Origin of the sequence: Cyanobium sp. WAJ14-Wanaka, from assembly GCF_024345375.1 — a bacterium.
In the GTDB taxonomy this organism is placed as follows: domain Bacteria; phylum Cyanobacteriota; class Cyanobacteriia; order PCC-6307; family Cyanobiaceae; genus Cyanobium_A.
This window is the reverse complement of the sequence record NZ_JAGQAZ010000001.1, coordinates 195,391-220,874: the sequence shown is the minus strand read 5'-3', so window position 1 is coordinate 220,874 and position 25,484 is coordinate 195,391. Positions and strand designations below refer to the sequence as shown.

The window sequence follows — 25,484 nt, the reverse complement described above, 5'->3', positions numbered from 1 at the left end:
GGGTCAAGCCGACGCCCCCCCGCCCGTCGTGACCAGTTTCTTGACCGCTGATCGGGTGGCCATCGCTGGCAACCAACCCCAGCCTGAGCACGACACCAGGCGGTTGAGGCTGTTTAGCGGCACCTCCAACCAGGCCCTGGCCAGGGAAATAGGCGCCTACCTGGGCGTGCCAGATGGCCCCAGGGTGATCAAGCGCTTTGCCGATGGCGAGCTTTACATCCAAATTCAGGAATCGATCCGGGGCTGCGACGTCTTCCTGATCCAGCCCACCTGTGCTCCGGTGAACGACCACCTGATGGAGCTTTTGATCATGGTGGATGCCTGCAAACGGGCCTCGGCCCGCCAGGTCACCGCCGTGGTGCCCTATTACGGCTACGCCCGGGCCGACCGCAAAACCGCCGGGCGTGAATCGATCACCGCCAAGTTAGTGGCCAACCTGCTGGCCAAATCCGGGGTGGACCGGGTGCTGGCGATGGACCTCCATTCAGCCCAAATCCAGGGTTATTTCGACATCCCCTGCGACCACATCTACGGCTCGCCCGTGCTCGTCGACTACCTCAACACCCGCAACCTGAAGGAGCTTGTGGTGGTTTCCCCCGATGTCGGCGGTGTGGCCCGGGCCAGGGCCTTTGCAAAAAAACTGGGCGACGCCCCCCTGGCAATCATCGACAAGCGCCGCTCCGCCCACAACATTGCCGAGAGCCTGACGGTGATTGGCGATGTGGCAGGCAAAACCGCCGTGCTGATCGACGACATGATCGATACCGGCGGCACGATTTGCCAGGGCGCCAAGCTGTTGCGCAAGTGCGGCGCCGCCCGGGTGCTGGCCTGTGCCACCCATGCGGTTTTCTCACCGCCGGCGGTGGAGCGTCTCTCGGAGCCGGGCCTGTTTGAAGAAGTAATAGTCACCAACAGCATTCCCCTCACGGAAGAACGCCGTTTCCCCCAATTGCAGGTGCTCTCGGTAGCCAACATGCTCGGCGAAGCAATTTGGCGAATCCATGATGAGAGCTCGGTGAGCTCAATGTTCCGCTGACCTACCCAAAGCTGAACGTGCCCCAACGGGTTGTGCTGCCAAGGTTCCTGCTAGCGCTGGCCCTACTGCCGCTGACAGCTCTGCATCAGCTGGCAGCTGGGGCCCAACCACGACGCATTGGCGTCTGGCTAACCAACAGCCCGAGCCCCCTCTATTACGAGCGCAGTCGCATTGACCGCGCCGTTGAACAACTGGATGTCGCCGGCTTCAACACCCTCTACCCAAATGTGTGGAGTCGGGGCAACACGTTTCACAATTCGGCCTATGCCCCGATGGAGCCGGCCCTAGCCAAGGCCCATGGCCAGGAAAACGCCTATGGCCATGGAAACGCCAATACAAATGGGCACCTTGATCCGATTTGTCGGATGACCTCCCAAGCCCATCGACGCGGCATGCAGGTGATCCCCTGGCTCGAGTACGGCCTAATGGAACCGGCCGATGCCGCGGTAGTCCAGCAAAACCCCGAGTGGGTGCTCCAGGCCGCCGATGGTTCCACCTCGATGGCCATGCACGGCAAACAAATGGCCTGGCTAAATCCAGCCCACCCCGGCGTCAGGCAACGGTTCATTGGCCTGGTCAGGGAGATCGTGGAACGCTGCAACGTCGATGGCATCCAGCTCGATGACCACTTCGCCTGGCCGGTGGGCTTGGGCTACGACCCCTACACCCGCCAGCTCTATCGCAACGCCACAGGGGCCGAACCCCCGGCCAATGCCAGTGACCGGGCCTGGATGACCTGGAGGCGCCACCAACTGACCGACCTGCTGCGGGAGCTGCGGCAGGTGCTCAAGACCAAGGGAAATCGCAAGGCCTTTGTCAGCCTTTCACCGGGCCCCTTCCGTTTTGCCTACAACCACTGGCTCCAGGACTGGGAGCTCTGGGCCCTGGGGGGCCTGATCGATGAACTGGTCGTCCAGAACTACGCCTACTCAGTAGCTGGTTTTGCCAAGGACCTGCAGCAGCCGGCCCTGCTGAAGGCGAAGGGCTGGTCGATACCGGTGGAAATCGGGATCTTGGCCGGCTTTGGTGGTCGCACCAGCACCATGGATGACCTCAGCCAGCGGGTCCAAATTGCCTTTTCCCAGGGCTATGGGGTGATTTATTTCTACTGGGAGGGCCTTTGGGGCAAACACGCCGGCCAGGAGGGTCCGGAGCTGCGCCGCCAGGCCTTCCAGCAGATTCATCAAGCCATCTCCACCAATCGCCCCCCCAGTCCGCCGGTCTTGCCAGCCCTGCCCTGGTGAAGGCTCTGCCCCTCTGAAAGACCCTTAGGCCGGCAGGCACTGGGCCACCACCTCCAGGGTATTGGCTGAAAGTGGTGCCGCGGCCAGCTGTTCCAGGGCTTCACGCATGCGGGTGCCCCGCCCTTCTCCATAGCTCTGCCAACTACTCAACACCTTGGCCATGCGGGAGGCCGTGATCGGGTTGCGCTGGTCAAGCAGGGCAATTTGGCCAGCCATAAAGCGATAGCCCGAACCATCGGCAGCATGGAAGACCGGTGCGTTGCCCGCCAGACCACCCAGTACGGCCCTAATTGAATTGGGGGCAAAAGGATCAAAGCGCGGGTGATCGAGCAAGGCACTGACCCGCTCCAGGCCATCGGCAAAGGGGGCCGCCGCCTCCAGACCAAACCAGGCATCCAAAATTACAGGCCGATGTTCCCAGCGGGCATAGAAAGCCGCCATGGCCTGGGCTCGCTCGGGGCAGTCATGGCCCTGCAAAGCCCGTAAGCCAGCGCGGGCCAGGGTCATCGAGGGCCCATCCACGGCGGCCAAGGCTGCTTGGCGCACGGCCCCATCGCCCGTGGCAGATCGCCATAGCCAGATCAGGCCGGTGAGCCTGCGGTCGCCATTGCCCGCCGGCCAGGCCAGGGACCACTCGGACTTACACCGTTCCAGGGCATCCAAAAGGGGCACGGCCAGGGCTTCGCCAAAGCACTTTTGAAAGGCCCCCAGTGCCGCAAACAGGGCCGGGGGATCGGGGGCCTGGCCATGGGCCGTTGCCACATCCTCGAGCTCCGCCATGCCTGGGAGGCTGAGCAAGACGCTGCGGCTGGCCTCGGAAAGGCTGGAGTCGGCCAGGATATGGCCAAAGGCATCGATGAGTTCCTCCTCCAGCAGGCCATCCGGGTGGCCCTGGGCCCGGGCAAAAACGGCCTGGCGCAGCAGCAGCTGGCCCGCATCCCAACGGGAAACCGGATCGCTATCGCACGACAACAGGTGGACCAACTCACCTGGGGTCCGACCCATCACCAACTTGATCGGGGCCGAAAATTGGCGCAGCAACGACAGGGCCGGGGGCTGGTCCTGGCGCGGCAGCCCCTCCAGGCGCAGGCGCTGGTCGGCCTGATCCACCACCAGCAGCCGACTGCCCTCCCCCCAATGGTGGGGCAGCACCGCAGCCCGGGCCTCTGCAGCGGTTTCGCCGGCTAAGGCCACCGGCAAGGGCCTACCCCCCTGACCCACCAAGCCCAAGACCAGGGGAATAACAACTGGCTGCTTGTCTGGTTGACCTGCGCTGGCGGGCGTGTGCTGCTGCAGGTGGAGCTCCAGCACCCCCTGCTCCCCATCCCAGTGGCGGTGAACCTTCAGCTCAGGGGTGCCGGCCTGGTGATACCAGCGGCGGAACTGGGAGAAATCAAAATTAGGCTCCGAGGTGCAGGCATCTTCCATGGCCTGCACAAACTCGGTGCAGGTGGCGGCCGTACCGTCATGGCGTTGCACATAGAGCGCCATACCTTTCATGAATAGCTCTTCGCCGAGCAAGGTATGGAGCATTCGGATTACTTCCGAACCCTTTTCATAGATGGTGGTGGTGTAAAAGTTGTCTATCGCCTGATAGGCATCGGGCTGCACGGGGTGGGCCGTGGGACCCGCATCCTCACGGAATTGGGTATTGCGCAGCATCGAAACATTCTCAATGCGATTGATGGCTGCGCCATGCAGGTCGGCGGTGAAACATTGGTCGCGAAAAACCGTTAGCCCTTCCTTTAGGGAAAGCTGAAACCAATCCCTGCAGGTGATTCGATTTCCAGTCCAATTGTGAAAATACTCGTGGGCGATAACACTTTCAACCCGCTCAAGCTCATCGTCTGTGGCTGTCTCAGCATCCGCCAGAACCAGCTTTGAATTAAAGATATTTAGGCTCTTGTTTTCCATCGCACCCATGTTGAAATGGCGCACGGCAACAATATTGAATTCATCTAGGTCGTACTCCAGGCCATAACGCTGCTCATCCCAAGCCATCGAGCGCTTCAGGGATGCCATCGCATGGGTGGTGAGCGGTGCATCGCCGGGCTCGACGTGGATCCGCAGGGCCACATTTCGACCACTCGCCGTTGTGAAGCTGCTGCGCACCTCCTCCAGCTGGCCCGCCACCAGGGCAAATAGATAGGAGGGCTTGGGGAAGGGGTCGTCCCAGATGGCGTAGTGGCGCCCTGCGCCGCTGGCCGGATCGGGAGCCAGTTCGCCGGTTTCGATGCAGTTGCCGTTGGAAAGCAGCACCGGGCAGCTGGCCAGGTCGGCCTCAATCCGCACCCGGAAACGGCTGAGTAGATCGGGGCGATCCGGATGGAAGGTGATCCGGCGAAAGCCCTCCGCCTCGCACTGGGTGGTGAATAGGCCGCCGCTTACGTACAAGCCCTCCAGGGTGCTGTTGTTTTCCGGATGGATCCGCAGCTTGCTTTGCAGCACAAAGGGTCGATCCGGAGGATCCACCAGGGTCAGCTGATTGGCATCCAGTTGATAGGCGCTGCTGACCAGGGCTTGGCCATCTATGGCCAGCTCCAGCAGCTCCAGACCCACCCCCTGCAGCTGCAGGGGCGCCCGCAGTCCCAGGGGATTGGGCAGCAGGGCCAGCTCGGCCTGCACCAGGGTTTGCGCCTCAAACAGCTGGACCGTTAGGTCCGTTCGCTCGAGCAGAAATGGCGCCTGGCGGTAATCAGCTAGGCGCACTGGGGCCATGGGTGGGGGAAAAGAGAATTACTTTTTGGTGGGTGGGGTCTTAGGTGCTGGGGCCTTGGTTCCCCCTTGTTGGGCCTTGAGGGCCGCCTGCACCTTGGCAATTACATCGGCTGGCACCTCCTTGGGGCAAATCTCCACCGCCCCCAAAACCGCCGAATTGATCGAGCCCTTGCGCAACTGATCAATGGTTAGGGGGCTGGGGCCCACCTGGGCAATCGAGCCGCCGTGCTGGCCCAAAATCAGCTGGGCAATGGTTTCACCGGCAATGCCCACCGCCTTGTCAAACTCCACCCCGGCCCCGCGGGCGATGCATACATTCACTGCCGCAATACGGGTATAGAGATTCATATCCGCCTCGGTGGCCGGTGCCCCAGCAACCTCAGCCTGGCCGGGGGCCGCCTGCGCGGGGGCCTGGAACATCAAAAGGGGCAGCCCCAGTAGGGGAAGGGCCAGAAGCGGGACCGCCAGCAGGGAAGCGGCCAAATGGGGCCGGCAGCGACGCAGCAGGGAGATCAAGGCAAGGGATTCGGGTGCCCCCATGCTGCTGCATCAAGCCAGGGGTGGTCCAGCCTCCTCCACCCGGATTTCATGGTGGATTTCCGCAAGATCCAAAACCCCCTCCTTCCAGCTGTGAATCGAGCGGGAGCGGTAACGGTCCTGGTCCAAAAGCCTTACGTGCTCAAGGATGTCGTATCCCCCATAGCGGGTCTCAAAGATCTGCTCATGCTCATCCACTTGGCGGATCTGGCTCGTATTTGAGGTGCAGTCGAGATAGCCGCTGCTGCGCTGCAACTGATGGCCGCAGAGGTAGGCCTCCATGCTGCCGTTGGGCACGAAGCGGGGCTTTTTATCAAAGAACTCCAAATCCTGCTCGGGCCACCAGCTGAATCGGTAGGCGGCATCGCCTTCCACGGGCTCGCTGAAGATCTCCACCCGCAGCATCATGTCGACGCGCAGGTCCTCGCCATCGGCAAAGAAATACAGCCGACGGGAACGCCAAAGGCCGAGGCTGCGGGCAAACCAGCGCTTCAAATTGGAATCCAACTGGATCCGGCTGCGTGGAGCGGCGGCCCCAACTACAGATGGGCCTCCAGCCGGGGCTCCAGAAGGAGGCTTGCGGTGGAAAAGATCGGTGGAAACTTCTTGGTTCGGGCCCATGGCATTGGCGCCCTTGGGCGATTTAGGTCAGTTCCCTTCTGTCATAGCGGGGCCAGGGAAAACCGCCCGAAATCCCATAAGGTGTCGAGGTGATCGCAAACACCACATCTGGCCCCGTAGGTCTTCCCGATCCAGAGCAGGAAGGGGAGCGCCAGGAGCTGCGTCTACTGCTGGTGGCCACCAGATATCACCTGGCCAGCCCAGATGTGCGCAACCTGCTCCACTTCCTCAAAACAGGCGATTGCGGTTTCACGGTCTCCCTGGAGATCGCCGATCCGGCCCAGCAACCGGAGTTACTCGAACTGCACCGGCTCGTGGCCACCCCGGCCCTGGTGAAGCTCGAGCCCCAGCCCAAACATGTGTTTGCGGGCAATGCCCTCACCCAAAAATTGCGCAGCTGGCTGCCGCGCTGGCAACAGGTTGAGGCCGTAACGGGCCTGGGCATGAGCCTGAGGCCCCCTGAAATCGATGGCAGCCGCACCCAAAGGGAGGTTCAACTGGAAGATCAGCTGCTGGTGCTCCGCCAGGAGAACGAAACCCTGATCGAGCGGCTAGGGGGCCAGGAAAGGCTGCTGCGGATGGTGGCCCACGAACTGCGCACGCCGCTCACCGCCGCAAAGTTGGCCCTGCAAAGCCACCAACTGGGCCAAATCGATGCGGCCCGCTTCAGCGATGTAGTCAACCGGCGCTTCGACGACATGGAGGCCCTCTCCAAGGATTTATTGGAGGTGGGCACCACCCGCTGGGAAACCCTCTTCAACCCCCAAAGGCTGCACCTGGGCAGGGTGGCGGCTGAGGCAATCCTCGAGATTGAAAAGCTCTGGGTGGGCCGCGATCTGGCCATGGTCACGGACATCCCAGCCGATCTCCCGGATGTGTTTGGGGACCAACGCCGCCTGCGCCAGGTACTACTCAACCTGCTTGAGAACGCCCTCAAATTCACCCCGGAGGGGGGGCAGGTGAAGTTGACGATGCTGCACCGCACCGATCAATGGGTCCAGGTGAGCATTTGCGACACGGGGCCTGGCATCCCCAAAAACGAACACGACAGGATTTTCCTAGACCGGGTTCGGCTGCCGCAAACCTCAAGCACCACCTCGGGATTTGGGGTGGGGCTGTCGGTTTGCCGCCGCATTGCCAAGGTCCACGGTGGCCGCATTTGGGTCGACTCGGAAATGGGCAAGGGAGCCTGTTTCCACTTCACCGTGCCGGTTTGGAATGGCCAGGTATCGCCCAGTCCGGAGGGGCGCGCCTTGACGAAGGGTGCCGCGGACCCGTAGCGTTCAACACATCAACGCCCGTGAGAGCCAGGCCAAAAGCCCGGTACCCACTTGGTTGTTGTGGCCTCGCCCCCATCGTCTAGAGGCCTAGGACACCTCCCTTTCACGGAGGCGACAGGGGTTCGAATCCCCTTGGGGGTATTGATTTGAGCTGGTCCAGTTTCTCGAAACTGGCTATCGAGCCTTGAGGGCCCGACGCTGGGCTTCCTTTTGAACGGCCCGCAGGTTGCTGGCCAGGTCTTCGCGCAGTTGTTGCTCAATGATGCCGATCGGCATGCCAGGACGGCCCTGCACCGTCAGTTCATAAACCAGGCTGCTGAGCTGGCTGTCCCCCTGGGGTAGGGCACTGATCTGCCAACTGCCTTCGAAACGGCGAAAATCACCCTGGCGCATGCTGAAACGCAGCAGACCAGCCTCCCGATCCTCCTCAAGCTCCAGCTCCACCTTGGCGCTGAAGCGCAGGCCACAAAATTTCTGGGTGCCCACCTGCTCCAGGCCCACCCTGTTGCCGCGGCGCCAAAGCTGGCGAGAGGAGGCCAGGTTGGGGATGTAACGGCTCAAATTGGCGTAATCGGTCAGCACCCCCCAGATCCATTTGGGATCGAGGGCCAAGCGCAACTGAACGGCCAGGCGACGAGTGCCCTGGGGCAGGCGCTCCATCTCCTGCTGGATGGTGTCGCAACCACAGGCAGCCAGATCCGAAGCCTCAGCTGCCGCCAGGGGGATTTCAGGTTGGCTCAACAGTTGTACCAGTGGAAATCACCCTGGGTGATCTGCATCACAAACTTAGCCGGGGTGGCCTGGAAACCGCCCATAAAACTGGTTCCCTATGATCAACCGGCTTTTTAAGGTCTGATCCAGCATGCGCGTAACCACGGGTCGAGCCACTCAACTGGACAGCCGCATGTTCACTGTGGTGGTTGAAGCCTTCGGCCTAGGCACGCAGCGCCGGGCTGAGCGCCGCCTCAGCGTGGCCTTCGCCCAACTGCAGAGCACGATGCAAGCCGTTGCCCAGCGGGGTGGGCGCATTACCGCTGTCTATGCCGCTGGGGCCGAGCTGCCACCTGCCCCAGCCACTGCCACTGCCCCAGCTATTGCCCCAGCCAATAGCCCAGCAGAAACCTCCACCGTTCCTCCGAAACCAGCCGCCGTGTCCCACGCCAACGTTCCTGTCAATCTCTACAAGCCAAAGGATCCCTTCCTAGGCACCGTGACCGAGAACTACAGCCTGCTGGCGGAAGGGGCCATTGGCCGGGTCAATCACATCACTTTTGACCTCAGCGGTGGCGACCCCCAGCTGCACTACCTGGAGGGCCAATCAATCGGCATCATTCCCGATGGCGAAGACGCCAACGGCAAGCCCAACAAGCTGCGTCTCTACTCAATCGCCAGCACAAGGCATGGCGACAACATGGCCGGCCACACGGTTTCCCTCTGCGTGCGCCAGCTGCAATACGAGAAGGACGGCGAAACCGTAAATGGCGTTTGCTCCACCTTCCTCTGCGACATCGAACCGGGTTCCAAGGTAAAAATCACCGGTCCGGTGGGCAAGGAAATGCTCCTTCCCGACGACGAGGAGGCCAACGTGATCATGTTTGCCACGGGCACCGGCATTGCGCCGATGCGCACCTATCTGCGCCGGATGTTCGAATCCACCGAGCGGGAGAAAAACGGCTGGAAATTCCGCGGCAAGGCCTGGCTGTTCATGGGCTCACCCACCACGGCAAACCTCCTCTACGACGACGACTTCAACCAATACGTCGAGGAGTATCCCGACAATTTCCGCTACACCAAGGCCATCAGCCGTGAGCAGCAAAACACCAGTGGCGGCCGGATGTACATCCAGGACCGGGTCAGCGAAAACGCCGATGAAATCTTCGCCTTAATCGAAGATCCCAAAACCCACGCCTACATGTGTGGACTGAGGGGCATGGAGCCCGGCATCGACGAGGCGATGACCACCGCCGCCGCCGCCAAGGGCCTGAACTGGGCAGAACTGCGGCCAGCCCTTAAAAAAGCCGACCGCTGGCACGTGGAAACCTATTGATTTAGCGAGGCTTTTCAGCCCAGCAAATCCCCGGCCCGCCCCCAAGGCGGGCTTTTTTGTTGGCAATTGCCTACACAGCCCCAAAGAAACCTGGGAAACCGTCACAAACATGGACGAACCAGGTAGTTGGGGCCAGCCTCCACATATCAGTAGGCAATAGCCGCAGAACCACCCATGTCGGCGGTCTTGACCAATCCACTCCGGATCGGCCTTCGGCAGGAGCGGGTGATTTCACCCCAGTGCCTGGTGATTTTTGGCGCCAGTGGTGACCTGACCCACCGCAAGCTGATCCCCGCCCTGTTTGAACTGTTTCGACAGCGGCGCCTGCCCAGTGAATTTGCGGTGTTGGGCTGTGCCCGCCGGCCCTGGAGCGACGAGGAATTTCGCAGTCGCATGGGCGAAGCCCTCGCCGCCGAGGTGGCCGAGCACCCCGTGGCCTGGGAACAATTCGCCGCAGGGCTGTTTTACGAACCGGTGGACCTGGAGGATCCGCCCTCGGTGGTGCGCCTAGGTCAACGGCTCGAAGTGATCGATCGGCAGCGGGCCACCAGGGGCAACCGCACTTTTTACCTTTCGGTATCGCCGAATTTCTACGGCAGCGGCTGCCGTTCCCTCGCCGCCGCCGGGCTCCTGAGCGACCCGAGCCGCAGCCGGGTGGTGATCGAAAAACCCTTCGGCCGCGACTACGGCAGCGCCCAGGAGCTCAACCGGGTGGTGCAGGCCAGCGCCCAGGAAAACCAGATCTTCCGGATCGACCATTACCTCGGCAAGGAAACGGTCCAGAACATCCTGGTGATGCGTTTTGCCAACACCATTTTTGAGCCGATCTGGAATCGCAACTACATCTCCAGCGTGCAGATCACTGCCGCCGAAACGGTGGGGGTGGAGGAGCGGGCCGGCTACTACGAATCCAGTGGCGCCCTGCGGGACATGGTCCAAAACCACCTCACCCAGATGTTGGCCCTGATCACGATGGAGGCCCCCGGCCGCTTTGATCCCGAATCAATGCGCAACGAGAAGGCCAAGGTGCTGCAGGCGGCCCGGCTGGCCAATGAGGCTGAACCCTGGAAATGTTGCGTGCGCGGCCAGTACGGCCCCGGTGGCTCCAAGAGCCAACCAATCGCCGGCTACCGCCAGGAACCCGGCGTCAATCCGGAGAGCACCACCGAGACCTACCTGGCGATGAAGCTGTTCATCAACAATTGGCGCTGGCAGGGGGTGCCCTTCTACCTGCGCACCGGAAAAATGCTGCCAAAACGGCTCAGTGAGGTGGTGCTCACCTTCCGGGAGGCGCCGGTCCACCTGTTTGATGCCGCCGGTGGAGCCCCCATCTCCAACCAGTTGATCCTGAGGATCCAGCCCGATGAGGGCGCGGAGTTCAAATTTGAGGTGAAGGCCCCCGGCTCGGGCATGCGCAGCCGGCCGGTGGACATGTCCTTCTCCTACGACGAGAGCTTTGGCGAGCCCTCGGATGAGGGCTATGTGCGCCTACTGGCCGACGCCATGTTGGGCGATCCCACCCTCTACACCCGCAACGACGAGGTGGAAGCCGCTTGGCGGCTCTATACGCCCCTGCTGGAGCTAATCGAAGACTCGCCAGCCCAGCTGCCCGTTTACCCCTACGAAGCCCGCACCTGGGGACCCGCCGCCGCCGACAACCTGCTGGCCGAAGACGGCCTGGCCTGGCGACGTCCCTAGGTCTCCCTAATTCAGTCCCAATTCCGTCCTAGCCAGCATGTCGACCCAGCTAACCCTCCAGCCCCCCCTGGCCCTGCCCCCGGCCGAGGTCTCCAGCTACCTGGAGAGCCTTTGGAGCAAGGACCTGGACAGTTCCCCAGGCGCCGCCACCTTCACCCTGGTGGTGTGGGAGGGGGCTTGGCTGGAGCAGCAGCTGGTGCGCTGCGGACGCCTGGATGGGCCGATCACAGGACTGCTCAACGAACCGGTACTGGAGGCTGCCCGGGCGGCGGCGGGCGCCTGCAACCTGCCCCTCAGCACCGCGCCTATGGATCCCCAGCTGGCCTGGGCGATCGGCAACCTCGCTGGCAATCACCGCGCAGAGGATCTGCGGGGTCAGTTTGTGGAGGGAGCCATCAGCGCCCAAATGCCCCGGCGGTTAATCACCCTGGCCCCCACCCTGGATGGCAACAAGCCCCTAGAAACCCTGGTGGCGGCCTATTGCCCGCTCCCCGATGAGGGCTCGGGCGGGTCCGCCTGCGGCGATGTGGTGGTGCTGCGGGGCGGCAGCGGCACCCTCAGCCAAAGCCTGGATCTAGTGCAACCCCTAATCGCTGCAGACCTGCCCTGCTGGGTGTGGTGGAACAGCAGCCTCGACGAGGCCCCCGAGGTGATGGCAGCCCTGGCTACGGGCCAGCGGCGCCTGGTGGTGGATTCCTCCCTAGGTGATCCGCGGAGCTGCCTCGACCTGCTGGTGGCCCGGATCAATGCGGGCCAGCCGATCAACGACCTCAACTGGCTCCGGCTGCGCAGTTGGCGGGAATCGCTGGCGATGGTGTTTGACCCACCCTCCAGGCGTGACGCCCTCAACCATGTGGTGCAGCTCGACCTAGACGTGGAGGGCACCAACCCCGTCAAGGGGCTGCTGCTGGCGGCCTGGCTAGCCGACCGACTGGGTTGGCACCTGGTGTCGAGCTACGAAGTGGATTGCGATGGCCCAGGCCAGGGCATCGGCGCCGAATTTGAACGCAGCGACGGCCAGACCGTGCGCTTCCGCCAAATGACTGTGCCCGTAGGCGTGCCCAAAACCCATCCGGGGGCCATGGTGGGCCTGCGGCTGATCTGCCAGAGCAGCCAGGGTTCCCCCCTCTGCGTGATCCTCTGTTCCGAATCGGGCGGCTGCATGCGCCTGGAATCGGGGGGCATGGCCAGCATGCAATTGGCGGAGGAAGTAGTGCCCCTGCCCAACGAGAGCGAGGAAATGGAAATGGCCAGGCTGCTCTCAGGCAGCCACGACTCCACCAGCCCATTGCTGGCGGCAGCAGCTCCCCTAGCCGCCAAGCTGCTGCCCCACTGAGCAGCCCATGGCCTGCCTGATCGCCGCTCCCAGCAGTGGTAGCGGCAAAACCCTATTGAGCCTGAGCCTGGCGGCCCTCTGCCGGAAAAGGGGCTTGGGGCTGCAAACATTCAAGGTGGGTCCCGACTATCTCGACCCCCAGCTCCTCAGCCAGGTCAGCGGTCGGCCCTGCCGCAATCTCGACACCCTGCTGTGTCCCGAGGAATGGGTGCAACGCAGCTTCCACTGGCACAGCAGCCAGGCCGACCTCACCCTGGTTGAAGGGGTAATGGGTCTGTTTGATGGCCGCGGCCCCAGCAGTGAGGGCAGTTCTGCGGCGATTGCCGACCTACTGCAACTGCCCGTGGTGCTGGTGGTGGAGGCCTCCAGGCAAGCGGGCTCCCTGGCCGCCCTGGTGCGGGGCTTTCGGGACCATGGTCCGCCCCAGGTGGCCCTGGCCGGCGTGGTGCTCAATCGGGTCGGCAGCGAGCGCCACCAGGCCCTGCTCAGCGAAGCGCTCCAAGCCATTGAAGTGCCCCTGTTGGGGGTCTTGCCCCACCACCTGTCCCTGGCCCTGCCATCGCGCCACCTGGGCCTGCTGCCACCGGGGGAGTTGGCCGATCTGGCCGAGCGCCAGGAGCAATGGGCCTCGTTGGCGGAACAACATCTCGATTTAGAAGCCCTGCTGCCCCTAATGGCGCCAGCCGCCGCCCGGCATCCAGAGCACCCAATTAGCTGGTGCCTTTCGGGCCTCCAACCGGACCCAACCCTGTCCACGGGATCGCCCACGCAATCGACCCTGGCGATTGCCAGCGATTCGGCCTTCCATTTTCGCTATCCAGAAGCTGGCGAATTGTTGGAAGCCCTGGGGGTCGAGCCCATTGCCTGGAGCCCCTTGGCCGATGAACCCCTGCCCCCTGGCTGCCAGGGGGTGCTGCTGCCAGGGGGCTACCCCGAACTCCACGCCCCCCAGCTGGCGGCCAGCCGGCGCAGCCTCAAGGATCTGGCAAGGGCCGTCCGCATGGGCCTGCCGGTGCTTGCCGAATGCGGGGGCTTACTACTGCTGGGCCAGGGCCTGGAAGATCCCGACGGAACTCTTCACCCGATGGCAGGGGTGCTGCCCTTTCAGGCAAAAAAGGGGGCCCTGAGCCTGGGCTATCGGCAGGCCAGCGCCGATGCCGATGGCCTAGTGGTGCGCCGCGGCGAGCAATTTGTGGGCCATGAATTTCACCGCTGGCAGCTAGCCCCTGTAGCCAAACCTATCGATGCCGTGGCCAATTTTGAAGAGCTATGGCAGCTTGAAGGATGGGGATGCTCGCCAAGGAGGGAAGGATGGACAGCGCCGAACGTGCACGCCAGCTGGCTGCATCTCCACTGGGCTGGATGCCCGGTGATTCCGTCGAGGCTGGCCGCCGCCTCAAGGCGCTGCGCGACGCTGCCAACGAACGGCGCTTCCTAGCCCCCCACCAAAGCAAGCCAATCGTTGTCAAAGAGCGCTGGCGGCTACTCGTGCAGGGGCAGGTGCAGGGGGTCGGCTATCGGGCCTGCTGCCTAACCCGCAGCAAGGACCTGGGCCTGAGCGGCTGGGTGAAAAACTTGGCCGATGGCTCGGTGGAAGTGGAAGCAGAAGGGTTGGTTCAAGACCTCACCGAACTGCGTATCTGGTGCGAAACCGGTCCGGCCGCAGCGGTTGTTAGCGGTGTTTCTGTCAGCCAGATCAGTCCCTCCGGCTCCGATTGGTTTGAGGTGCGCTCTTGAACACAAGTCTTGAGCTGTGGTTAGTGCGCCATGGCGCCACGGCCTGGGCCCTGAACGGTCGCCATACCGGCCGCACCGATTTGCCCTTGCTACCCGAAGGAGAGGAGGAGGCCAGGCGCCTGGCCCCCGTCCTTGCCAAGCAGCGCTTCGCCGCGGTGTTGGTCAGTCCACTGCAACGGGCCCAGCGCACCGCTGAGCTGGCTGGCCTGGGCCCGCTCGCCCAGGTCTGCCCGGATCTCCAGGAATGGGACTACGGAACCTATGAAGGCATAACCACCGCAACCATCCGCCAATCAGTGCCTGATTGGACAATCTGGAGCCACGGCTGCCCCGGGGGAGAAACCATGGCAGCCGTTGCGGAGCGCTGCCAGCGGGTAATTGACCTGGCCCAAGCCATCGCCAATGCCGACGCCAACGCAGCAGGGGCTGCAGACCAGGCAAGCCACCAGCCCACCAAGGTGGCCCTAGTGGCCCACGGCCATATCCTGCGCAGCCTGGCCGGCACCTGGCTGGGCCTGGGGGTGCCAGGTGGTGCCCTGCTCACCCTGGCCACCGCCACCCTGAGTGTGGTGGGATATGAGCGGCAACAGCCGGCGATTCTTCGCTGGAATGCACCGATTCAGTCAAGTATCTAATGGGAGATCCACAAACCGCCGCCAGCGGGCTTGCCGCCCTGCTGGCTGAGCTTTCGGCCTTCGGCGTTGCCATTGGCTTTTCCCCCATTCACATCGGCGTGTTGCTGCTGCTGCTGCTGGGCCCCAAGCCCCTGCAACGGGGGGGCTGGTTTGTGCTGGGTTGGCTAGCCACCGCTGTCCTGGCCGTGACCCTGCTGCTCAGCCTTGGCCATGGCCTGCTGCTCACCATGGATAAGGGCAGCAGCCACCGCACCGGCCTGGATCTTCTTGCGGCAGGCGCCCTGTTGGGGCTAGGCCTTAAGGAGCTGCTCAACACCAAGGAGGAAACGGGCCCGCCGGGATGGACCAGCAAGCTCGAAAAATTTTGTGCCATGCCCCTGCCGCTGTTAATCGGCCTCAGCGGCCTGCTGGAGGTGGCCAGCCCAGACGACCTATTCCTATTTGCAAAAAGTGCCGGCAGCCTGCTCTCGGCCAACCTCGGCAAGGGCCAGGAACTGCTGGCCACTGGCCTTTTCAGCCTGGTGAGCGGTTCGCTCCTGATCACCCCCCTACTGGTACTGGTGGTGCTTGGCAAGGACCGCTGCCAGCCCCTACTTGAGAAGGCCAAAAGCTGGCTGTTTGCCAAGGGGGATCTGCTGGTGGGGCTGGTCAGTGTGGCCCTGGCCGGCTACCTGGGCTGGCAGGGCATAGGGGGGTTACAGATCTAGGTATCAACCCGCATCCACTCCTGCCAAATTTGGCGATCGGCCGGGGCCCCAGCCGCCATCAGGGTCACGGCCTGGCTGGCACGGCTCACCGCCACGTAGACCAATTGGCGACGCAGCACCAAATCGGCGGGCCAAAACACATCGCCATCCACAAACACTTCGCCAAAGGTGCTGCCCTGGCTTCGATGCACGGTGAGCACCGCCGCCGGCCCGAGCGAGGCAAAGGCATCACGCACCAGGAAAAAGCGGCGCCAGATGGGCTTGCCATCCTGTTTGCCCGCCTCCTTGGCCAGCTGGCGTAGGCGGGCCAACACCGCATCCAGGGCCTGGCGGGCCTGGGAGCCCAATGGGGGAAGCAGGCGCAGGGTGAGCTGGGCATCGCCAGCCTCCACCGAGACGTTGAGCGTCTCGATAACGGGCACCCCAATCCCGGGCAAGGCGGCCAAGCCAAAGTCGGCCAGATCGCAGCTCTCGGGCGCCACATCCCTGACCACCAGCTCCCGGTTGGAGCCCAACAACATGTCTGGTTCTTCGCCGGCATCCTCCCCCTCACGGCAAGCGGGCGCCATCACGGCCGTGCGGGTAATCAATACTTCCCCGGGCAACACGGCCAACTGATCGGCCATTTCGCCGTGCAGGGCCCGCCGGGCAATCGGCACGAGCTGGTCCAGGGAACGGTTGGTGTAGCAAAGAATGCGCACCAGATCAGGGTTGTCGGTCTCGGCGCTGCGGCGCAGGGCCGCCTGGGCCGCCGATAGCCAGGCGGAGCGATCAAGCAGGGCCACCATCCCCTCCCCGGTGCTAACCGGCGCCATGGTCGGGGGACGGCGGCAGGGCAGGGCCCCCTGCCTAAGCCCCGTGGCCAACCGCAACACCGGGCCCTGGTGACGCACCACCTGGGTGAGCTGGACCTGCTGGGCACGGCCGAGGCCAAACACCGGGCTATGGGGTTCCCCCACGGGCGGCAATTGGGCCGGATCCCCCACAAAAACCAGCCGGGCCCGAAAGAAGTGGGCACAGCGCAGCACAATCTCCAACAGGGCGCTATCGACCATCGAGGCCTCATCAATCAGCACCAGCCCCAGGTGCTCAAGGGCCATGGCCGTTTGCTCGGTTTCCTCGCAGCGCTCCAGATCGCCCTGGCGTTTGAGCTTGAGCCGCAGCAGCCGATGGATGGTGGAGGGAAACCAGGTGGCCTTGAGCCCCGCCATGGACAGGTGTTGGCGCAGCACCCCCACGGCCTTATGGGTGGGGGCCACCACGGTCCAACAGAGTCCGGCAGCCTCCACCTGGGCCAAGAAGCGCATCGACAGGAAGGTTTTTCCCGTGCCGGCATAGCCGCTCAGCACAAAGGGCATGCCATCAGGCGGCAGGGCCAACCAGGCCTGAAAAGCTTGAACGGCCGCCTCCTGATCGGTGGTGAGCTGGGGGTCGCTCCCGATCACGCCACCGGGGCAAACAGGGCCCGGACCAAATGCAGGGGCGAGCCAAGCAATACCAAGCCCGGCAGGGCCACCAGGGGGCCGATCAGGCTGCCCACCAGCACTTCCAGGCGGGTGTGGCCAAGGTTTTCCTTGAGGGGCTTCTCCTCTGGCTCCCCAGGCGGATTCGCCTCGCCACCACTGCCGCCATCCCCGCGCAAATTGGCCTGCAGCAAATTGACCCGAGCTGCGGTAAGGCCTGCTGCCCGGCGCACGCCGCTGGCGTCGTAGAGCACCACAAAACACATGGTGGCCGCCAGGGCAAAAAGGGGATCGTCGAAACCCACCTGCCAGCCCAAACCCGCGGCGGTGCCCGTAAGCAGGGCCGAGTGGCTCGAGGGCATGCCACCGGTTTCCACCAGCACCTCCGGTCGCCAGCGCCGATGCACCACCAACTCAATCAACAATTTGGAGAACTGAGCCAGGCCGCAGGCCGCCAAACCCCAGGCCAGCACACCATTGTCTAAAACCGCAACCAAACCATGGCCATCCACTGAAACGCTCATCGATCGCGACTCGTTATGTAGTCAGCTAGGGCTAGCAGGGGTGCTGCTGTCTCCCGCCATGGCTCCAGGGCCGCCTTGGCCCCAGCGACTAAATCATCGGCCCGCTGGCGGGAAGCCTCCAGGCCCAACAGCTTGGGATAGGTGGTTTTATCGGCGGTGAGATCCTTGCCGGCGGTTTTCCCGAGCACATCACTGCTGGCGGTGACATCCAAAATGTCGTCGATGATCTGGAAGGCGAGCCCAATCCCCTTGGCGTAGGTGCCCAGGGCAGCCAGCAGCTCCTCGGAAGCGCCCGCAATGATCGCCCCGCAAAGCACGCAGGCCCTCAATAGGGCACCTGTTTTGTGGAGGTGGATGTATTCCAGGGTCTCGAGGTCGACCTCCTTACCCTCCGATTCCAAATCCACCACCTGGCCGCCCACCAGGCCAGGGGCGCCGGAGGCGAGGCTCAACTCGCCAACCACCGCCAGTAACCGTTCGCTGGGCACGCCGGGGCTGCGCAGGGCCACCATCTCAAAGGCCCGGGTCAGCAGGGCATCACCGGCCAAAATGGCATTGGCCTCGCCGAAAACCTTGTGGTTGGTGGGCATCCCCCGGCGTAGATCGTCGTTGTCCATGGCCGGCAGATCGTCGTGGATCAGCGACATCGTGTGGACCATCTCCAGGGCCAGCGCCGTGGGAAGGGCCTGCTCCCTGCTGCCACCCGCCAGCTCACAGGCCGCCAGGCAAAGAATTGGCCGCAACCTCTTGCCGCCCGCCAGCAGGGAATAACGCATTGATTCCCGCAGGCTCTCGGGCCGCTCCGGCCCGAGGGATGCGTCCAGGGCCGCCTCCACCTGGAGCCGCGCCGCCTCGAGGTAGGCGGCGAAATCGAACGGGGTAGTCACCGCCGCGGTCATGGGAGCCGGAGATCTGGCGCGATTCTCTCAGGCGCTAGCCCCATCAAGGCAATAGGTCTGCCAAAGGGTTATCCAGGCCGTTGTGGGCACACCAGCTGGCAAAGGTATTCACGAGCAACATCGTCACGGTCATCGGGCCCACACCTCCGGGCACCGGGGTGATGCCGCTGGCGATCGGCTCCACCTCCGTAAAACGCACATCCCCGCAGAGGCCCGCTGCGGTGCGGTGAATGCCCACATCCACCACCGCAGCCCCTGGCTTGACATGCTCGGCTCCCACCATCTGGGGCCGGCCGGCCGCCACCACCAGCACATCCGCCTGACGGGTAAGACCCGCCAAATCGGTGGTGCGGGAATGGGCCACGCTGACTGTGGCCCCAGCGGCTTGCAGCATTAGGGCCATGGGTTGGCCCACCAAAATGCTGCGCCCCACCACCACGGCCCGCTTGCCAGCCAGCCCAATTCCGTAGCGGGCCAAAAGGGCCATTACGCCTGCGGGGGTGCAGCTGCGCGGACCCGGTTCCCCCTTGAGCAGGTGGCCCAAATTCAAGGTGTGGAGACCATCTGCATCCTTGGCTGGATCGATGGCGGCCAACAGGGGGCCCTGGTCGAGGCCCGCGGGCAGGGGCAACTGCAACAAAATCCCGTCGACCAAGGGGTCCAGGTTGAGCCTCTCAACCGTGGCCAACAGCTCGGCCGCCGGTGTGGAGGCGGGCAGATGGGCGCCATGGTTGGTGATACCAATGCGCAGGCAAGCCTTCTCCTTATTCGCCACATAGACCCCGCTGGCCGGATCGTCCCCCACCCGCAAAACCGCCAGACCTGGCGGTCTGCCTGCCTGGCCGAGGCGTTTGGCGATGGCGAGCTGGAGGCGGCCTTCAATTTCGGCAGCCAGCTGGCGGCCGTCAAATCGGATGGCCATGGCGATGGGGCGTATCTATCTCTCTGCCAGCTTGCCGCCCCGGGCCAGCTAGCGTTTAGCCATGCGCGTGCGGCCACTCCAAACCCTGTGGCGCCAACTGCTCCGGCTAGAGCGACCCAGGCAAACCCCTGGCCTCTGGCGTAGCCGAGAAATTGCGGCGGTGGTGCTGGCTTGCGCCCTGGTGGCCCTGCTGGCCAGCTGGCCCTGGCTGGTGGAGCCCAGCCTGCAGGCAGGCATGGCAGCCCCATTTACGGCAAGGGCCCCCAAGGATGCCCGGGTTATCGACAGCACGGCCCTGGAGGAGCGCCGGGACCAAATGCTGCATCGCACCACTGTCCAAGTGGTGGATCAGGAGGCCAGCAGTGCCCTAATGCGCCAACTCCAGGCCAAGTTGCAGTTAGTGGAGCGCCAGGCCAATAGCCAGGGGGCCGAGGTCCAGGCAATTGCCCTGAGCCCCCAGGAACAACAGTGGCTGGAGAAGCTCAATGGCGCCCAGCTGGGGCAATGGCAAAGGGATGTGTTGCAGGCCCAATTGCGGATGTTGAGCCAGGGGCTTTCAGCCAGCGTGGCCGAAGGCCAGCTACTCGAGGCCGCCAATCTGCAGCTCGAGAGCCAATCGCCCCCGGGCCGCTCCCTGGGGGCCCGGCTGCTGGTGAGTTCCCTGGCGGGCCATGCAAACCTCCGCAACGACCCAACCCTGAGCCAGCGGCGGATCGAGGCGTTGATCACCCAACAGGGCATCCCCACCATTGCGGTGAAAGCGGGTGACCTAATCACCCGCCAAGGCCAGCCGATCACAGCCCAGGCCTTTGACGTGCTCGATTACTTCGGCCTGGTGAACCGGCGCCCCCGGCCCCTGATCTGGCTTGCCCATTTCGGCGAATCGCTGGCCGTTTGTGGGGTAATGCTGCTGGCGATGAGGCGCTGGCGCCCCTCCCTCGAGCCGCGGCAGGCCCTGCTGGGCCTGGTGGGTCTGTTGGTGGTGGTGGGCTTCAGCCTCTGGCTCGGGCCCCTGGCTAGCCCCCTGGTGCTCTTGGTGCCGCCCACCCTGCTGCTGGCCCAGGGACTGGGCACCAGCTGCGGGCTGGCCTGGCTGGCGGCCGCCAGCCTGCTTTGGCCCGTGCCCCTGGCTGGGGTGGTGGGCACCAGGTTGCTGGTGGCCTCAGGATTCGCTGCACTGGCTGCACTTGCAGCAGGCCGCCAGCGCAACCGGGCCGAGCTGCTGCAGCTGGCGGTGCTACTGCCCAGTGGTGCCCTGCTGGTGCAGTGGCTATTACTCACCCGCAGCCCCGTGGCCCAGGTCGACCTGCCCAGCGAAGCCCTGCTGTTGGGGGCACTGCTGATGGGAGGTCTATTGATCGCGCCACTGGTGGAGACATTTTTTGGCCTGCTCACCCGGGCCAGGCTGCTGGAGCTGGCCGATTTACAACGGCCCCTTCTACGGCGCCTTTCCTGCGAGGCCCCAGGCACCTTTGAGCACACCCTGATGATTGCCGGCCTGGCGGAGGAGGGGGCCCGGGCGATAGGGGCCGATGTTGACCTGGTGCGCACTGGAGCCATGTATCACGACGTGGGCAAATTGCATGGCCCCCAATGGTTCATCGAAAACCAAGGCCAGGAAGCAAATCCCCACGACAGCCTCGACGATCCCTTCGCCAGCGCCGCCATCCTCCAGGCCCACGTGGATGAGGGCCTGAAACTCGCCAAACGCTATCGACTGCCCAAGCCCCTGGCTGACTTCATCCCCGAGCACCAGGGCACCTTGAAGATGGGCTATTTCCTGCACCAGGCCCGTGAAAAAAATCCCGCGGTGCCGGAGAGCCGTTTTCGCTATCGGGGTCCCACCCCCAACAGCTGCGAGACGGCAATCTTGATGCTTGCCGATGGCTGCGAAGCCGCCCTGCGCTCCCTGCCGCCAGGCACCAGCGAGGCCGAGGCCAGGGCGATGGTGCGCAGGCTCATTGGGGCCAGACTGGATGATGGCCAACTCGCCTCCAGCGGCATGGGACGCGCCGAATTGGAGCTGCTGATTCGGGCCTTTGTGCAGGTCTGGAAACGGATGAGGCACCGCCGCATCCCCTATCCCATCCCAGCCCGCAAGGCCTTCAGCGCCTAATGCGCACCAAGCCGTAGGCCAGCGCCAGAACCAGCAAACCCAAGGCCAGGTTCAAGGAAAGTTCCCCCGCCGCCGTGGCCCAGTGCCGATGGGCCATGGCCTTGGTCACCCCAAGGATCCAGGAGCTGAAGGTGGTGAGCGAACCGCAAAAACCCACGCCCGCCGCCAGAAATAGCCTTTGCCGAGTGGTAGGCAAAGCGATCAAGGCGCCGATCACCGCACAGCCAAAAAGGTTTGCCGCCAAGGTGCCAGCGGAGCTTCCCAATATCAATACCAATTGCCAACGCAACAGCGCCCCTGGGATAGCCCCGCAAGACACCAGGGTCAATTCCTTGAGCTCGGCGGCAAGGAGCTGGCGACTCATCAATCTCCCCCCACCGCAAAGCCCAGGGCCGTGGCCACCACCCCCACCAGGATCGAGACCAGCAATAGCAAGAAAGCCTCCAGCCATTGGCGTTGCTTGAGCGCCACAAACAGCTCCGCCATGAAGGTGGAAAAGGTGCTGAAACTGCCCAAAAAGCCAGTGGAAAGAACCAACAGGATGCGTTGGCTGCCCGGACCACAACTTTCCTCAAGCCCCACCAGCAAACCCAATACGAAACAGGCCGCCACATTCACCCCCAGGGTGCCCCAGTGCTTGCGGGGCACCATCGGCTCCAGGTGGTTGACCACCCGAAATCTCAACCAGGCACCCGGCACCGCGCCGATGGCCACCAGCAGGGCGTCATCAGCCACGGCGCTGGGCCCTCCAGGCTTGGAATCGCCGCTCTAAAACCACACCGGCGGGCACAATCGTGACCAGGTTGGCCAGAATCAAAGGGCCATCCTGGGTGCATAGGCCGTAGATCCCCCAGAGAGCGATGCCGGCGGTAAAGAGCCCATACATCCGCAGCGAAATACCCGAGGTGTCCCCACTGCGCAGGGTCTTGATGGCCTGGGGGAAAAAGCTGATGGTGGTGAGACTTGCGGCGAAATACCCCAAGAGTCGCACTTCCGGACTGACCAAGGCAACGGCCATGGAGGCATGAGCTTTAGGAATCCAGCTTGCACTGCGCAACGGCCCGTGGCAAAACCCTAGAGACGCCGCCAGGATCGGAGGGACTATTGCCCTTACCCCCTGCCATGGCGCCCGCCCCAAAACGCCCCAATGCCAGCTTGGAGATGCCCGACTGGGCTCCCTGGGTGCAAGCCGGCTTCAGCGCCATGTTGGCCGTTTTGTTTTTGGTGCTCGTAGGCAAGATGCGCGAACAGGGCAGCCAGATCCGCACCCTGCAAGAAAGGGTGCAGGGGCTCGAGAACAGCAGGGCCCTGGCACAGAACAGCGGCCTTGAGGAGCAGCTGCGCTCAGCCGTGGAGCGGCTGCAGGTGGTGGAGCGCAACAGCGCCCAGGTTCGAAACCTCCTGGGCCAAAACCAGGCCCTTAAGGAGCAAGTGCGCCAGCTCAAGGCGGCTGGAAATCCCAATTTGGATGGCAATTTGCCGGAACTGCCGCCAATCAAGCCCTAGCCCTTGACCGCATCACCACTGGCACTGGGCAGGATGTAGCGCTGCAGGGCCACAAACACCACCAGCACCGGCAGGATCGAAACCACCGAGCCTGCCGCCACCAAACGCCAATCCAGGGCAAAGCTGCTGGCCAACTGCTGGAGCCCCAGGGGCAAGGTGTAGAGCTTTGGGTCGTCGAGAATCACCAGGGGCCAGAGGAAATCACTCCAGGTGCCGATAAATACGAACATGGCCAGGGTGATCAGATCCGCCCTGGCCGCAGGAAGCATCACGTTCCACCACTCCCCAAGGGGGGAGCAGCCATCGCTTTTGGCCGCCTCCTCCAATTCCACGGGCACTGCCAGGAAACTTTGCCGCAATAGAAAAATACCAAAGGCGGTGGCGGCCTGGGGAATGATCAAGGCCCAAAGCGTGTTGCGCAGGCCGATCTGAACCATCAGCAGGTAGAGCGGAATCATCACCACCTGGAAGGGGATCAAAATGGTGGCCACCACTAGGGCAAGCACCAGGCCGCGGCCGGCAAAGCGCATCCGGGCCAGGGGATAGGCCGCCAGGGAGCAAAACAGCAGGTTGCAGATCACTGCCAAACCACTTACGACCGTGCTGTTGAGCAGGTAGGTACCCATGGGATTGTTGGCAAACAGGCGCCCATAGGCCTCAAAACTGGGATGGCTCGGCAATAGGGCTGGAGGGCTGGTGAAGATGTCCTCCATGGGCCCCTTTAGGGAGGTGCTCACCAGCCAGAGCAGGGGGACCAGCATCGCTAGGGCCAGCACCAGCAAAGCCACCAACTGCAGCGCCTTGCCCCTCACAGGCTTGGCCGCTCCAGGCCAACCAGATCTCCCGCCTCTGGCAGGGGAGCCTTCTGGGGGTGGAGTGGTTGGCTGGCGCCTGCGGAGAAGAGCCGGTTGAGGGCGTTGACAAAGGCCTGGGCCGCCGCCACCACGATGTCCGTATCGGCGGCGTGGCCGGAGTAGAGCACCCCTTGGTGGCGCAGGCGAATCGTCACCTCGCCCATGGCATCAATGCCCTCAGTGACTGACTTCACCGAAAATTCCACCAACTCATTGGGCACCTGGGCCAGGTGGTTTAGGGCCTGACAAACCGCATCGACTGGGCCCGTACCAATCGCCGCCTCGCTGATCTCGGCACCATCGGCGGTGGTCAGGCTGACGGTGGCGGTGGGCAGCAGGTTGGTGCCGCAGCTGACCTGGACACTCCTCAGGATGAAGTTCGCCTGGTCCTGCTGCTGGACCTGTTCACTGACGATTGCCTCCAAATCGCGGTCGGAGATCTCCCGTTTGCGGTCGGCCAGTTCCTTAAAACGGGCAAAGGCATCATCGAGGTCGTCGCGCTCGAGGGTGTAACCCAACTCCTCAAGGCGGGCCCGGAAGGCACTGCGGCCCGAAAGCTTGCCGAGGGAGATGCGGTTGTCGGCAAGGCCAACGGTGCGGGCATCAATGATTTCGTAGGTGAGGCGATTTTTAAGAACGCCGTCCTGGTGGATACCCGATTCGTGGGCGAAGGCATTTGCACCAACAATTGCCTTGTTGGGCTGCACCGCCATCCCGGTGAGGTTGGACACCAAGCGGGATGTCTTGGTAATTTCTTCGGTGCGCACCCCGGTGAGGGGCGTGCTGCTCTCGGGGGGGCGCCCCAGGAAGGGGTTGAAATACTGGCGGCGCACGTGCAGCGCCATCACCAACTCCTCAAGGGAGGCATTGCCGGCCCGCTCGCCAATGCCGTTGATCGTGCACTCGAGCTGGCGAGCTCCGTTTTTGACGGCCTCAAGGAAGTTGGCCACGGCCAGGCCCAGGTCGTTGTGGCCATGGACCGAAATCACGGCTTGATCAATGTTGGGCACCTGGGCATTAATCCCAGCAATCAGGTCCCCAAATTCAGCCGGCGTGGCATAGCCCACCGTGTCGGGGATATTGATAGTTGTGGCCCCGGCCTTGATCGCAGCTTCGATCACCTGGTGCATGAACTCCGGATCACTGCGGCCGGCGTCCTCGCAGGAAAACTCGACGTCTTCAACCAAGGAACGGGCATAGGCCACCATTTCGGCCGTGATCTCGAGCACCTCCTGGCGGCTTTTGCGCAGCTTGTGCTCCAGGTGAATGTCACTGGTGGCAATGAAGGTGTGGATGCGCCGGCGGGCCGCGGGAGCCACCGCATCGGCACAGGCCTTGATATCGCCCTGGGCCGCCCGGGCCAGGCCACAGATCACCGGCCCATCGGGGCTGCCGACGGTGGCCGCAATCCGCTGAACGGCATTGAAATCGCCAGAGCTGGCAAAGGGGAAACCAGCCTCAATGATGTCGACACCGAGCCGGGCCAACTGCTGGGCGATCGCCAGCTTTTCTTCGAGATTGAGGCTCGCCCCAGGCGATTGCTCACCATCGCGAAGCGTGGTGTCAAAGATCAGTACCCGGCCGGGGTCGCGGGCCATGTCGGC

Annotated in this window: 25 protein-coding genes and 1 tRNA gene; 13 read left to right on the top strand and 13 right to left on the bottom strand. The window is 63.5% G+C overall.

The features are described from left to right. Nucleotides 1–28: 28 nt before the first annotated feature. Nucleotides 29–1,036 carry a ribose-phosphate pyrophosphokinase gene (locus KBY49_RS01315; protein WP_396099160.1) on the top strand — a complete coding sequence of 336 codons (1,008 nt, stop codon included), beginning with the start codon at nt 29–31 and terminating at the stop codon, nt 1,034–1,036. A gap of 17 nt (nt 1,037–1,053) precedes the next feature. Next, on the top strand, nt 1,054–2,280 hold the full coding sequence (locus tag KBY49_RS01310; RefSeq protein ID WP_396099158.1) for a glycoside hydrolase family 10 protein: 1,227 nt from the start codon (nt 1,054–1,056) through the stop codon (nt 2,278–2,280). 24 nt (nt 2,281–2,304) lie between these two features. On the opposite strand, the gene pepN is transcribed toward KBY49_RS01310, so the two are convergent. The 3 genes from pepN to KBY49_RS01295 are packed head-to-tail and all read right to left on the bottom strand — an operon-like array spanning nt 2,305 to nt 6,042. Beyond that, nucleotides 2,305–4,998 (bottom strand): aminopeptidase N, encoded by a 2,694-nt coding sequence (gene pepN, locus KBY49_RS01305; RefSeq protein ID WP_254932972.1) that lies wholly within the window; start codon nt 4,996–4,998, stop codon nt 2,305–2,307. Nucleotides 4,999–5,016: 18 nt separating this feature from the next. Then, nucleotides 5,017–5,538 carry a cAMP phosphodiesterase gene (locus KBY49_RS01300; RefSeq protein ID WP_254932971.1) on the bottom strand — a complete coding sequence of 174 codons (522 nt, stop codon included), beginning with the start codon at nt 5,536–5,538 and terminating at the stop codon, nt 5,017–5,019. 9 nt (nt 5,539–5,547) lie between these two features. Continuing rightward, nucleotides 5,548–6,042 (bottom strand): hypothetical protein, encoded by a 495-nt coding sequence (locus KBY49_RS01295; protein ID WP_254932970.1) that lies wholly within the window; start codon nt 6,040–6,042, stop codon nt 5,548–5,550. A gap of 206 nt (nt 6,043–6,248) precedes the next feature. On the opposite strand from KBY49_RS01295, the gene KBY49_RS01290 reads away from it, so the two are divergent. Together KBY49_RS01290 and KBY49_RS01285 are read left to right on the top strand one after the other, a co-directional pair. Next, the gene (locus KBY49_RS01290) at nt 6,249–7,436 is read left to right on the top strand and encodes a histidine kinase (RefSeq protein WP_254933968.1); all 1,188 of its coding nucleotides are present in this window, start codon (nt 6,249–6,251) and stop codon (nt 7,434–7,436) included. Nucleotides 7,437–7,504: 68 nt separating this feature from the next. Then, a tRNA-Glu gene (locus KBY49_RS01285) sits at nt 7,505–7,577 on the top strand. 33 nt (nt 7,578–7,610) lie between these two features. Here the strand turns inward: KBY49_RS01285 and KBY49_RS01280 are convergent. Continuing rightward, the gene (locus tag KBY49_RS01280; protein WP_254933967.1) at nt 7,611–8,096 is read right to left on the bottom strand and encodes an SRPBCC family protein; all 486 of its coding nucleotides are present in this window, start codon (nt 8,094–8,096) and stop codon (nt 7,611–7,613) included. Nucleotides 8,097–8,298: 202 nt separating this feature from the next. On the opposite strand from KBY49_RS01280, the gene KBY49_RS01275 reads away from it, so the two are divergent. The 7 genes from KBY49_RS01275 (at nt 8,299) to KBY49_RS01245 (ending at nt 15,596) form a co-directional block, all read left to right on the top strand. Beyond that, complete coding sequence (locus KBY49_RS01275; protein ID WP_254932969.1) at nt 8,299–9,483, top strand: FAD-binding oxidoreductase; 1,185 nt, start codon at nt 8,299–8,301, stop codon at nt 9,481–9,483. A 174-nt stretch (nt 9,484–9,657) separates the two neighbouring features. After that, entirely contained in the window at nt 9,658–11,181 is a 1,524-nt protein-coding gene (gene zwf, locus KBY49_RS01270; RefSeq protein ID WP_254932968.1) for a glucose-6-phosphate dehydrogenase, read from the top strand. Between the two features lie 37 nt (nt 11,182–11,218). Then, complete coding sequence (locus tag KBY49_RS01265) at nt 11,219–12,517, top strand: glucose-6-phosphate dehydrogenase assembly protein OpcA (RefSeq protein WP_254932967.1); 1,299 nt, start codon at nt 11,219–11,221, stop codon at nt 12,515–12,517. 7 nt (nt 12,518–12,524) lie between these two features. Beyond that, nucleotides 12,525–13,955, top strand: coding sequence for a cobyrinate a,c-diamide synthase (locus tag KBY49_RS01260; protein ID WP_254932966.1), 1,431 nt, complete (start codon nt 12,525–12,527; stop codon nt 13,953–13,955). Next, entirely contained in the window at nt 13,880–14,254 is a 375-nt protein-coding gene (locus tag KBY49_RS01255) for an acylphosphatase (RefSeq protein ID WP_254932965.1), read from the top strand. The genes KBY49_RS01260 and KBY49_RS01255 overlap by 76 nt, the downstream gene beginning before the upstream one ends. Beyond that, a complete protein-coding gene (locus KBY49_RS01250) occupies nt 14,251–14,889 on the top strand; it encodes a histidine phosphatase family protein (RefSeq protein ID WP_254932964.1) in 639 nt (212 codons plus the stop codon). Before KBY49_RS01255 ends, KBY49_RS01250 begins: the two co-directional genes overlap by 4 nt. After that, the gene (locus KBY49_RS01245) at nt 14,889–15,596 is read left to right on the top strand and encodes a GAP family protein (protein ID WP_254932963.1); all 708 of its coding nucleotides are present in this window, start codon (nt 14,889–14,891) and stop codon (nt 15,594–15,596) included. The genes KBY49_RS01250 and KBY49_RS01245 overlap by 1 nt, the downstream gene beginning before the upstream one ends. Here the strand turns inward: KBY49_RS01245 and KBY49_RS01240 are convergent. From KBY49_RS01240 to folD, 4 genes are read right to left on the bottom strand one after another with little or no spacing between them, the layout of a single operon-like run. Next, nucleotides 15,593–17,038 carry an ATP-dependent RecD-like DNA helicase gene (locus KBY49_RS01240; protein WP_396099524.1) on the bottom strand — a complete coding sequence of 482 codons (1,446 nt, stop codon included), beginning with the start codon at nt 17,036–17,038 and terminating at the stop codon, nt 15,593–15,595. The two genes, KBY49_RS01245 and KBY49_RS01240, sit on opposite strands and share 4 nt — an antisense overlap. Beyond that, the gene (locus KBY49_RS01235) at nt 17,038–17,583 is read right to left on the bottom strand and encodes a divergent PAP2 family protein (RefSeq protein WP_254932961.1); all 546 of its coding nucleotides are present in this window, start codon (nt 17,581–17,583) and stop codon (nt 17,038–17,040) included. Before KBY49_RS01235 ends, KBY49_RS01240 begins: the two co-directional genes overlap by 1 nt. Next, nucleotides 17,580–18,482, bottom strand: a complete 903-nt coding sequence (crtE, locus tag KBY49_RS01230) for a geranylgeranyl diphosphate synthase CrtE (protein WP_254932960.1) — start codon at nt 18,480–18,482, stop codon at nt 17,580–17,582. The genes KBY49_RS01235 and crtE overlap by 4 nt, the downstream gene beginning before the upstream one ends. Before the next feature lie 43 nt (nt 18,483–18,525). Beyond that, on the bottom strand, nt 18,526–19,404 hold the full coding sequence (gene folD, locus KBY49_RS01225; protein WP_254932959.1) for a bifunctional methylenetetrahydrofolate dehydrogenase/methenyltetrahydrofolate cyclohydrolase FolD: 879 nt from the start codon (nt 19,402–19,404) through the stop codon (nt 18,526–18,528). A 61-nt stretch (nt 19,405–19,465) separates the two neighbouring features. On the opposite strand from folD, the gene KBY49_RS01220 reads away from it, so the two are divergent. Then, nucleotides 19,466–21,520 (top strand): HDIG domain-containing metalloprotein, encoded by a 2,055-nt coding sequence (locus tag KBY49_RS01220; protein WP_254932958.1) that lies wholly within the window; start codon nt 19,466–19,468, stop codon nt 21,518–21,520. Here KBY49_RS01220 and KBY49_RS01215 read toward each other — a convergent pair. The 3 genes from KBY49_RS01215 to KBY49_RS01205 are packed head-to-tail and all read right to left on the bottom strand — an operon-like array spanning nt 21,510 to nt 22,538. Then, nucleotides 21,510–21,884 (bottom strand): CrcB family protein, encoded by a 375-nt coding sequence (locus KBY49_RS01215; protein WP_254932957.1) that lies wholly within the window; start codon nt 21,882–21,884, stop codon nt 21,510–21,512. The two genes, KBY49_RS01220 and KBY49_RS01215, sit on opposite strands and share 11 nt — an antisense overlap. Beyond that, the gene (locus KBY49_RS01210; protein WP_254932956.1) at nt 21,884–22,255 is read right to left on the bottom strand and encodes a CrcB family protein; all 372 of its coding nucleotides are present in this window, start codon (nt 22,253–22,255) and stop codon (nt 21,884–21,886) included. The genes KBY49_RS01215 and KBY49_RS01210 overlap by 1 nt, the downstream gene beginning before the upstream one ends. Beyond that, a complete protein-coding gene (locus KBY49_RS01205) occupies nt 22,248–22,538 on the bottom strand; it encodes a SemiSWEET family sugar transporter (protein WP_254932955.1) in 291 nt (96 codons plus the stop codon). The genes KBY49_RS01210 and KBY49_RS01205 overlap by 8 nt, the downstream gene beginning before the upstream one ends. Nucleotides 22,539–22,642: 104 nt before the next feature. Between KBY49_RS01205 and KBY49_RS01200 the strand changes: the two genes are divergently transcribed. After that, complete coding sequence (locus tag KBY49_RS01200) at nt 22,643–23,026, top strand: hypothetical protein (protein ID WP_254932954.1); 384 nt, start codon at nt 22,643–22,645, stop codon at nt 23,024–23,026. On the opposite strand, the gene KBY49_RS01195 is transcribed toward KBY49_RS01200, so the two are convergent. Both KBY49_RS01195 and KBY49_RS01190 read right to left on the bottom strand, forming a co-directional pair. Further along, nucleotides 23,023–23,787 carry a carbohydrate ABC transporter permease gene (locus KBY49_RS01195; RefSeq protein WP_254933966.1) on the bottom strand — a complete coding sequence of 255 codons (765 nt, stop codon included), beginning with the start codon at nt 23,785–23,787 and terminating at the stop codon, nt 23,023–23,025. The two genes, KBY49_RS01200 and KBY49_RS01195, sit on opposite strands and share 4 nt — an antisense overlap. Nucleotides 23,788–23,834: 47 nt before the next feature. After that, complete coding sequence (locus KBY49_RS01190) at nt 23,835–25,478, bottom strand: 2-isopropylmalate synthase (protein ID WP_254932953.1); 1,644 nt, start codon at nt 25,476–25,478, stop codon at nt 23,835–23,837. Nucleotides 25,479–25,484 lie beyond the last annotated feature (6 nt).

Excerpts from the sequence above, each read along its gene's own strand:
- KBY49_RS01255 (WP_254932965.1), top strand. The coding sequence starts at position 13,880 with ATGCCCGGTGATTCCGTCGAGGCTGGCCGCCGCCTCAAGGCGCTGCGC.
- KBY49_RS01260 (WP_254932966.1), top strand. The coding sequence starts at position 12,525 with ATGGCCTGCCTGATCGCCGCTCCCAGCAGTGGTAGCGGCAAAACCCTA.
- KBY49_RS01275 (WP_254932969.1), top strand. The coding sequence starts at position 8,299 with ATGCGCGTAACCACGGGTCGAGCCACTCAACTGGACAGCCGCATGTTC.
- KBY49_RS01190 (WP_254932953.1), bottom strand. The coding sequence starts at position 25,478 with ATGGCCCGCGACCCCGGCCGGGTACTGATCTTTGACACCACGCTTCGC.
- zwf (WP_254932968.1), top strand. The coding sequence starts at position 9,658 with ATGTCGGCGGTCTTGACCAATCCACTCCGGATCGGCCTTCGGCAGGAG.
- KBY49_RS01300 (WP_254932971.1), bottom strand. The coding sequence starts at position 5,538 with ATGGGGGCACCCGAATCCCTTGCCTTGATCTCCCTGCTGCGTCGCTGC.
- crtE (WP_254932960.1), bottom strand. The coding sequence starts at position 18,482 with ATGACCGCGGCGGTGACTACCCCGTTCGATTTCGCCGCCTACCTCGAG.
- KBY49_RS01265 (WP_254932967.1), top strand. The coding sequence starts at position 11,219 with ATGTCGACCCAGCTAACCCTCCAGCCCCCCCTGGCCCTGCCCCCGGCC.
- KBY49_RS01280 (WP_254933967.1), bottom strand. The coding sequence starts at position 8,096 with ATGGAGCGCCTGCCCCAGGGCACTCGTCGCCTGGCCGTTCAGTTGCGC.
- KBY49_RS01245 (WP_254932963.1), top strand. The coding sequence starts at position 14,889 with ATGGGAGATCCACAAACCGCCGCCAGCGGGCTTGCCGCCCTGCTGGCT.
- KBY49_RS01200 (WP_254932954.1), top strand. The coding sequence starts at position 22,643 with ATGGCGCCCGCCCCAAAACGCCCCAATGCCAGCTTGGAGATGCCCGAC.
- KBY49_RS01235 (WP_254932961.1), bottom strand. The coding sequence starts at position 17,583 with ATGAGCGTTTCAGTGGATGGCCATGGTTTGGTTGCGGTTTTAGACAAT.
- KBY49_RS01205 (WP_254932955.1), bottom strand. The coding sequence starts at position 22,538 with ATGGCCGTTGCCTTGGTCAGTCCGGAAGTGCGACTCTTGGGGTATTTC.
- KBY49_RS01195 (WP_254933966.1), bottom strand. The coding sequence starts at position 23,787 with ATGCTGGTCCCCCTGCTCTGGCTGGTGAGCACCTCCCTAAAGGGGCCC.
- folD (WP_254932959.1), bottom strand. The coding sequence starts at position 19,404 with ATGGCCATCCGATTTGACGGCCGCCAGCTGGCTGCCGAAATTGAAGGC.
- KBY49_RS01215 (WP_254932957.1), bottom strand. The coding sequence starts at position 21,884 with ATGAGTCGCCAGCTCCTTGCCGCCGAGCTCAAGGAATTGACCCTGGTG.
- KBY49_RS01220 (WP_254932958.1), top strand. The coding sequence starts at position 19,466 with ATGCGCGTGCGGCCACTCCAAACCCTGTGGCGCCAACTGCTCCGGCTA.
- pepN (WP_254932972.1), bottom strand. The coding sequence starts at position 4,998 with ATGGCCCCAGTGCGCCTAGCTGATTACCGCCAGGCGCCATTTCTGCTC.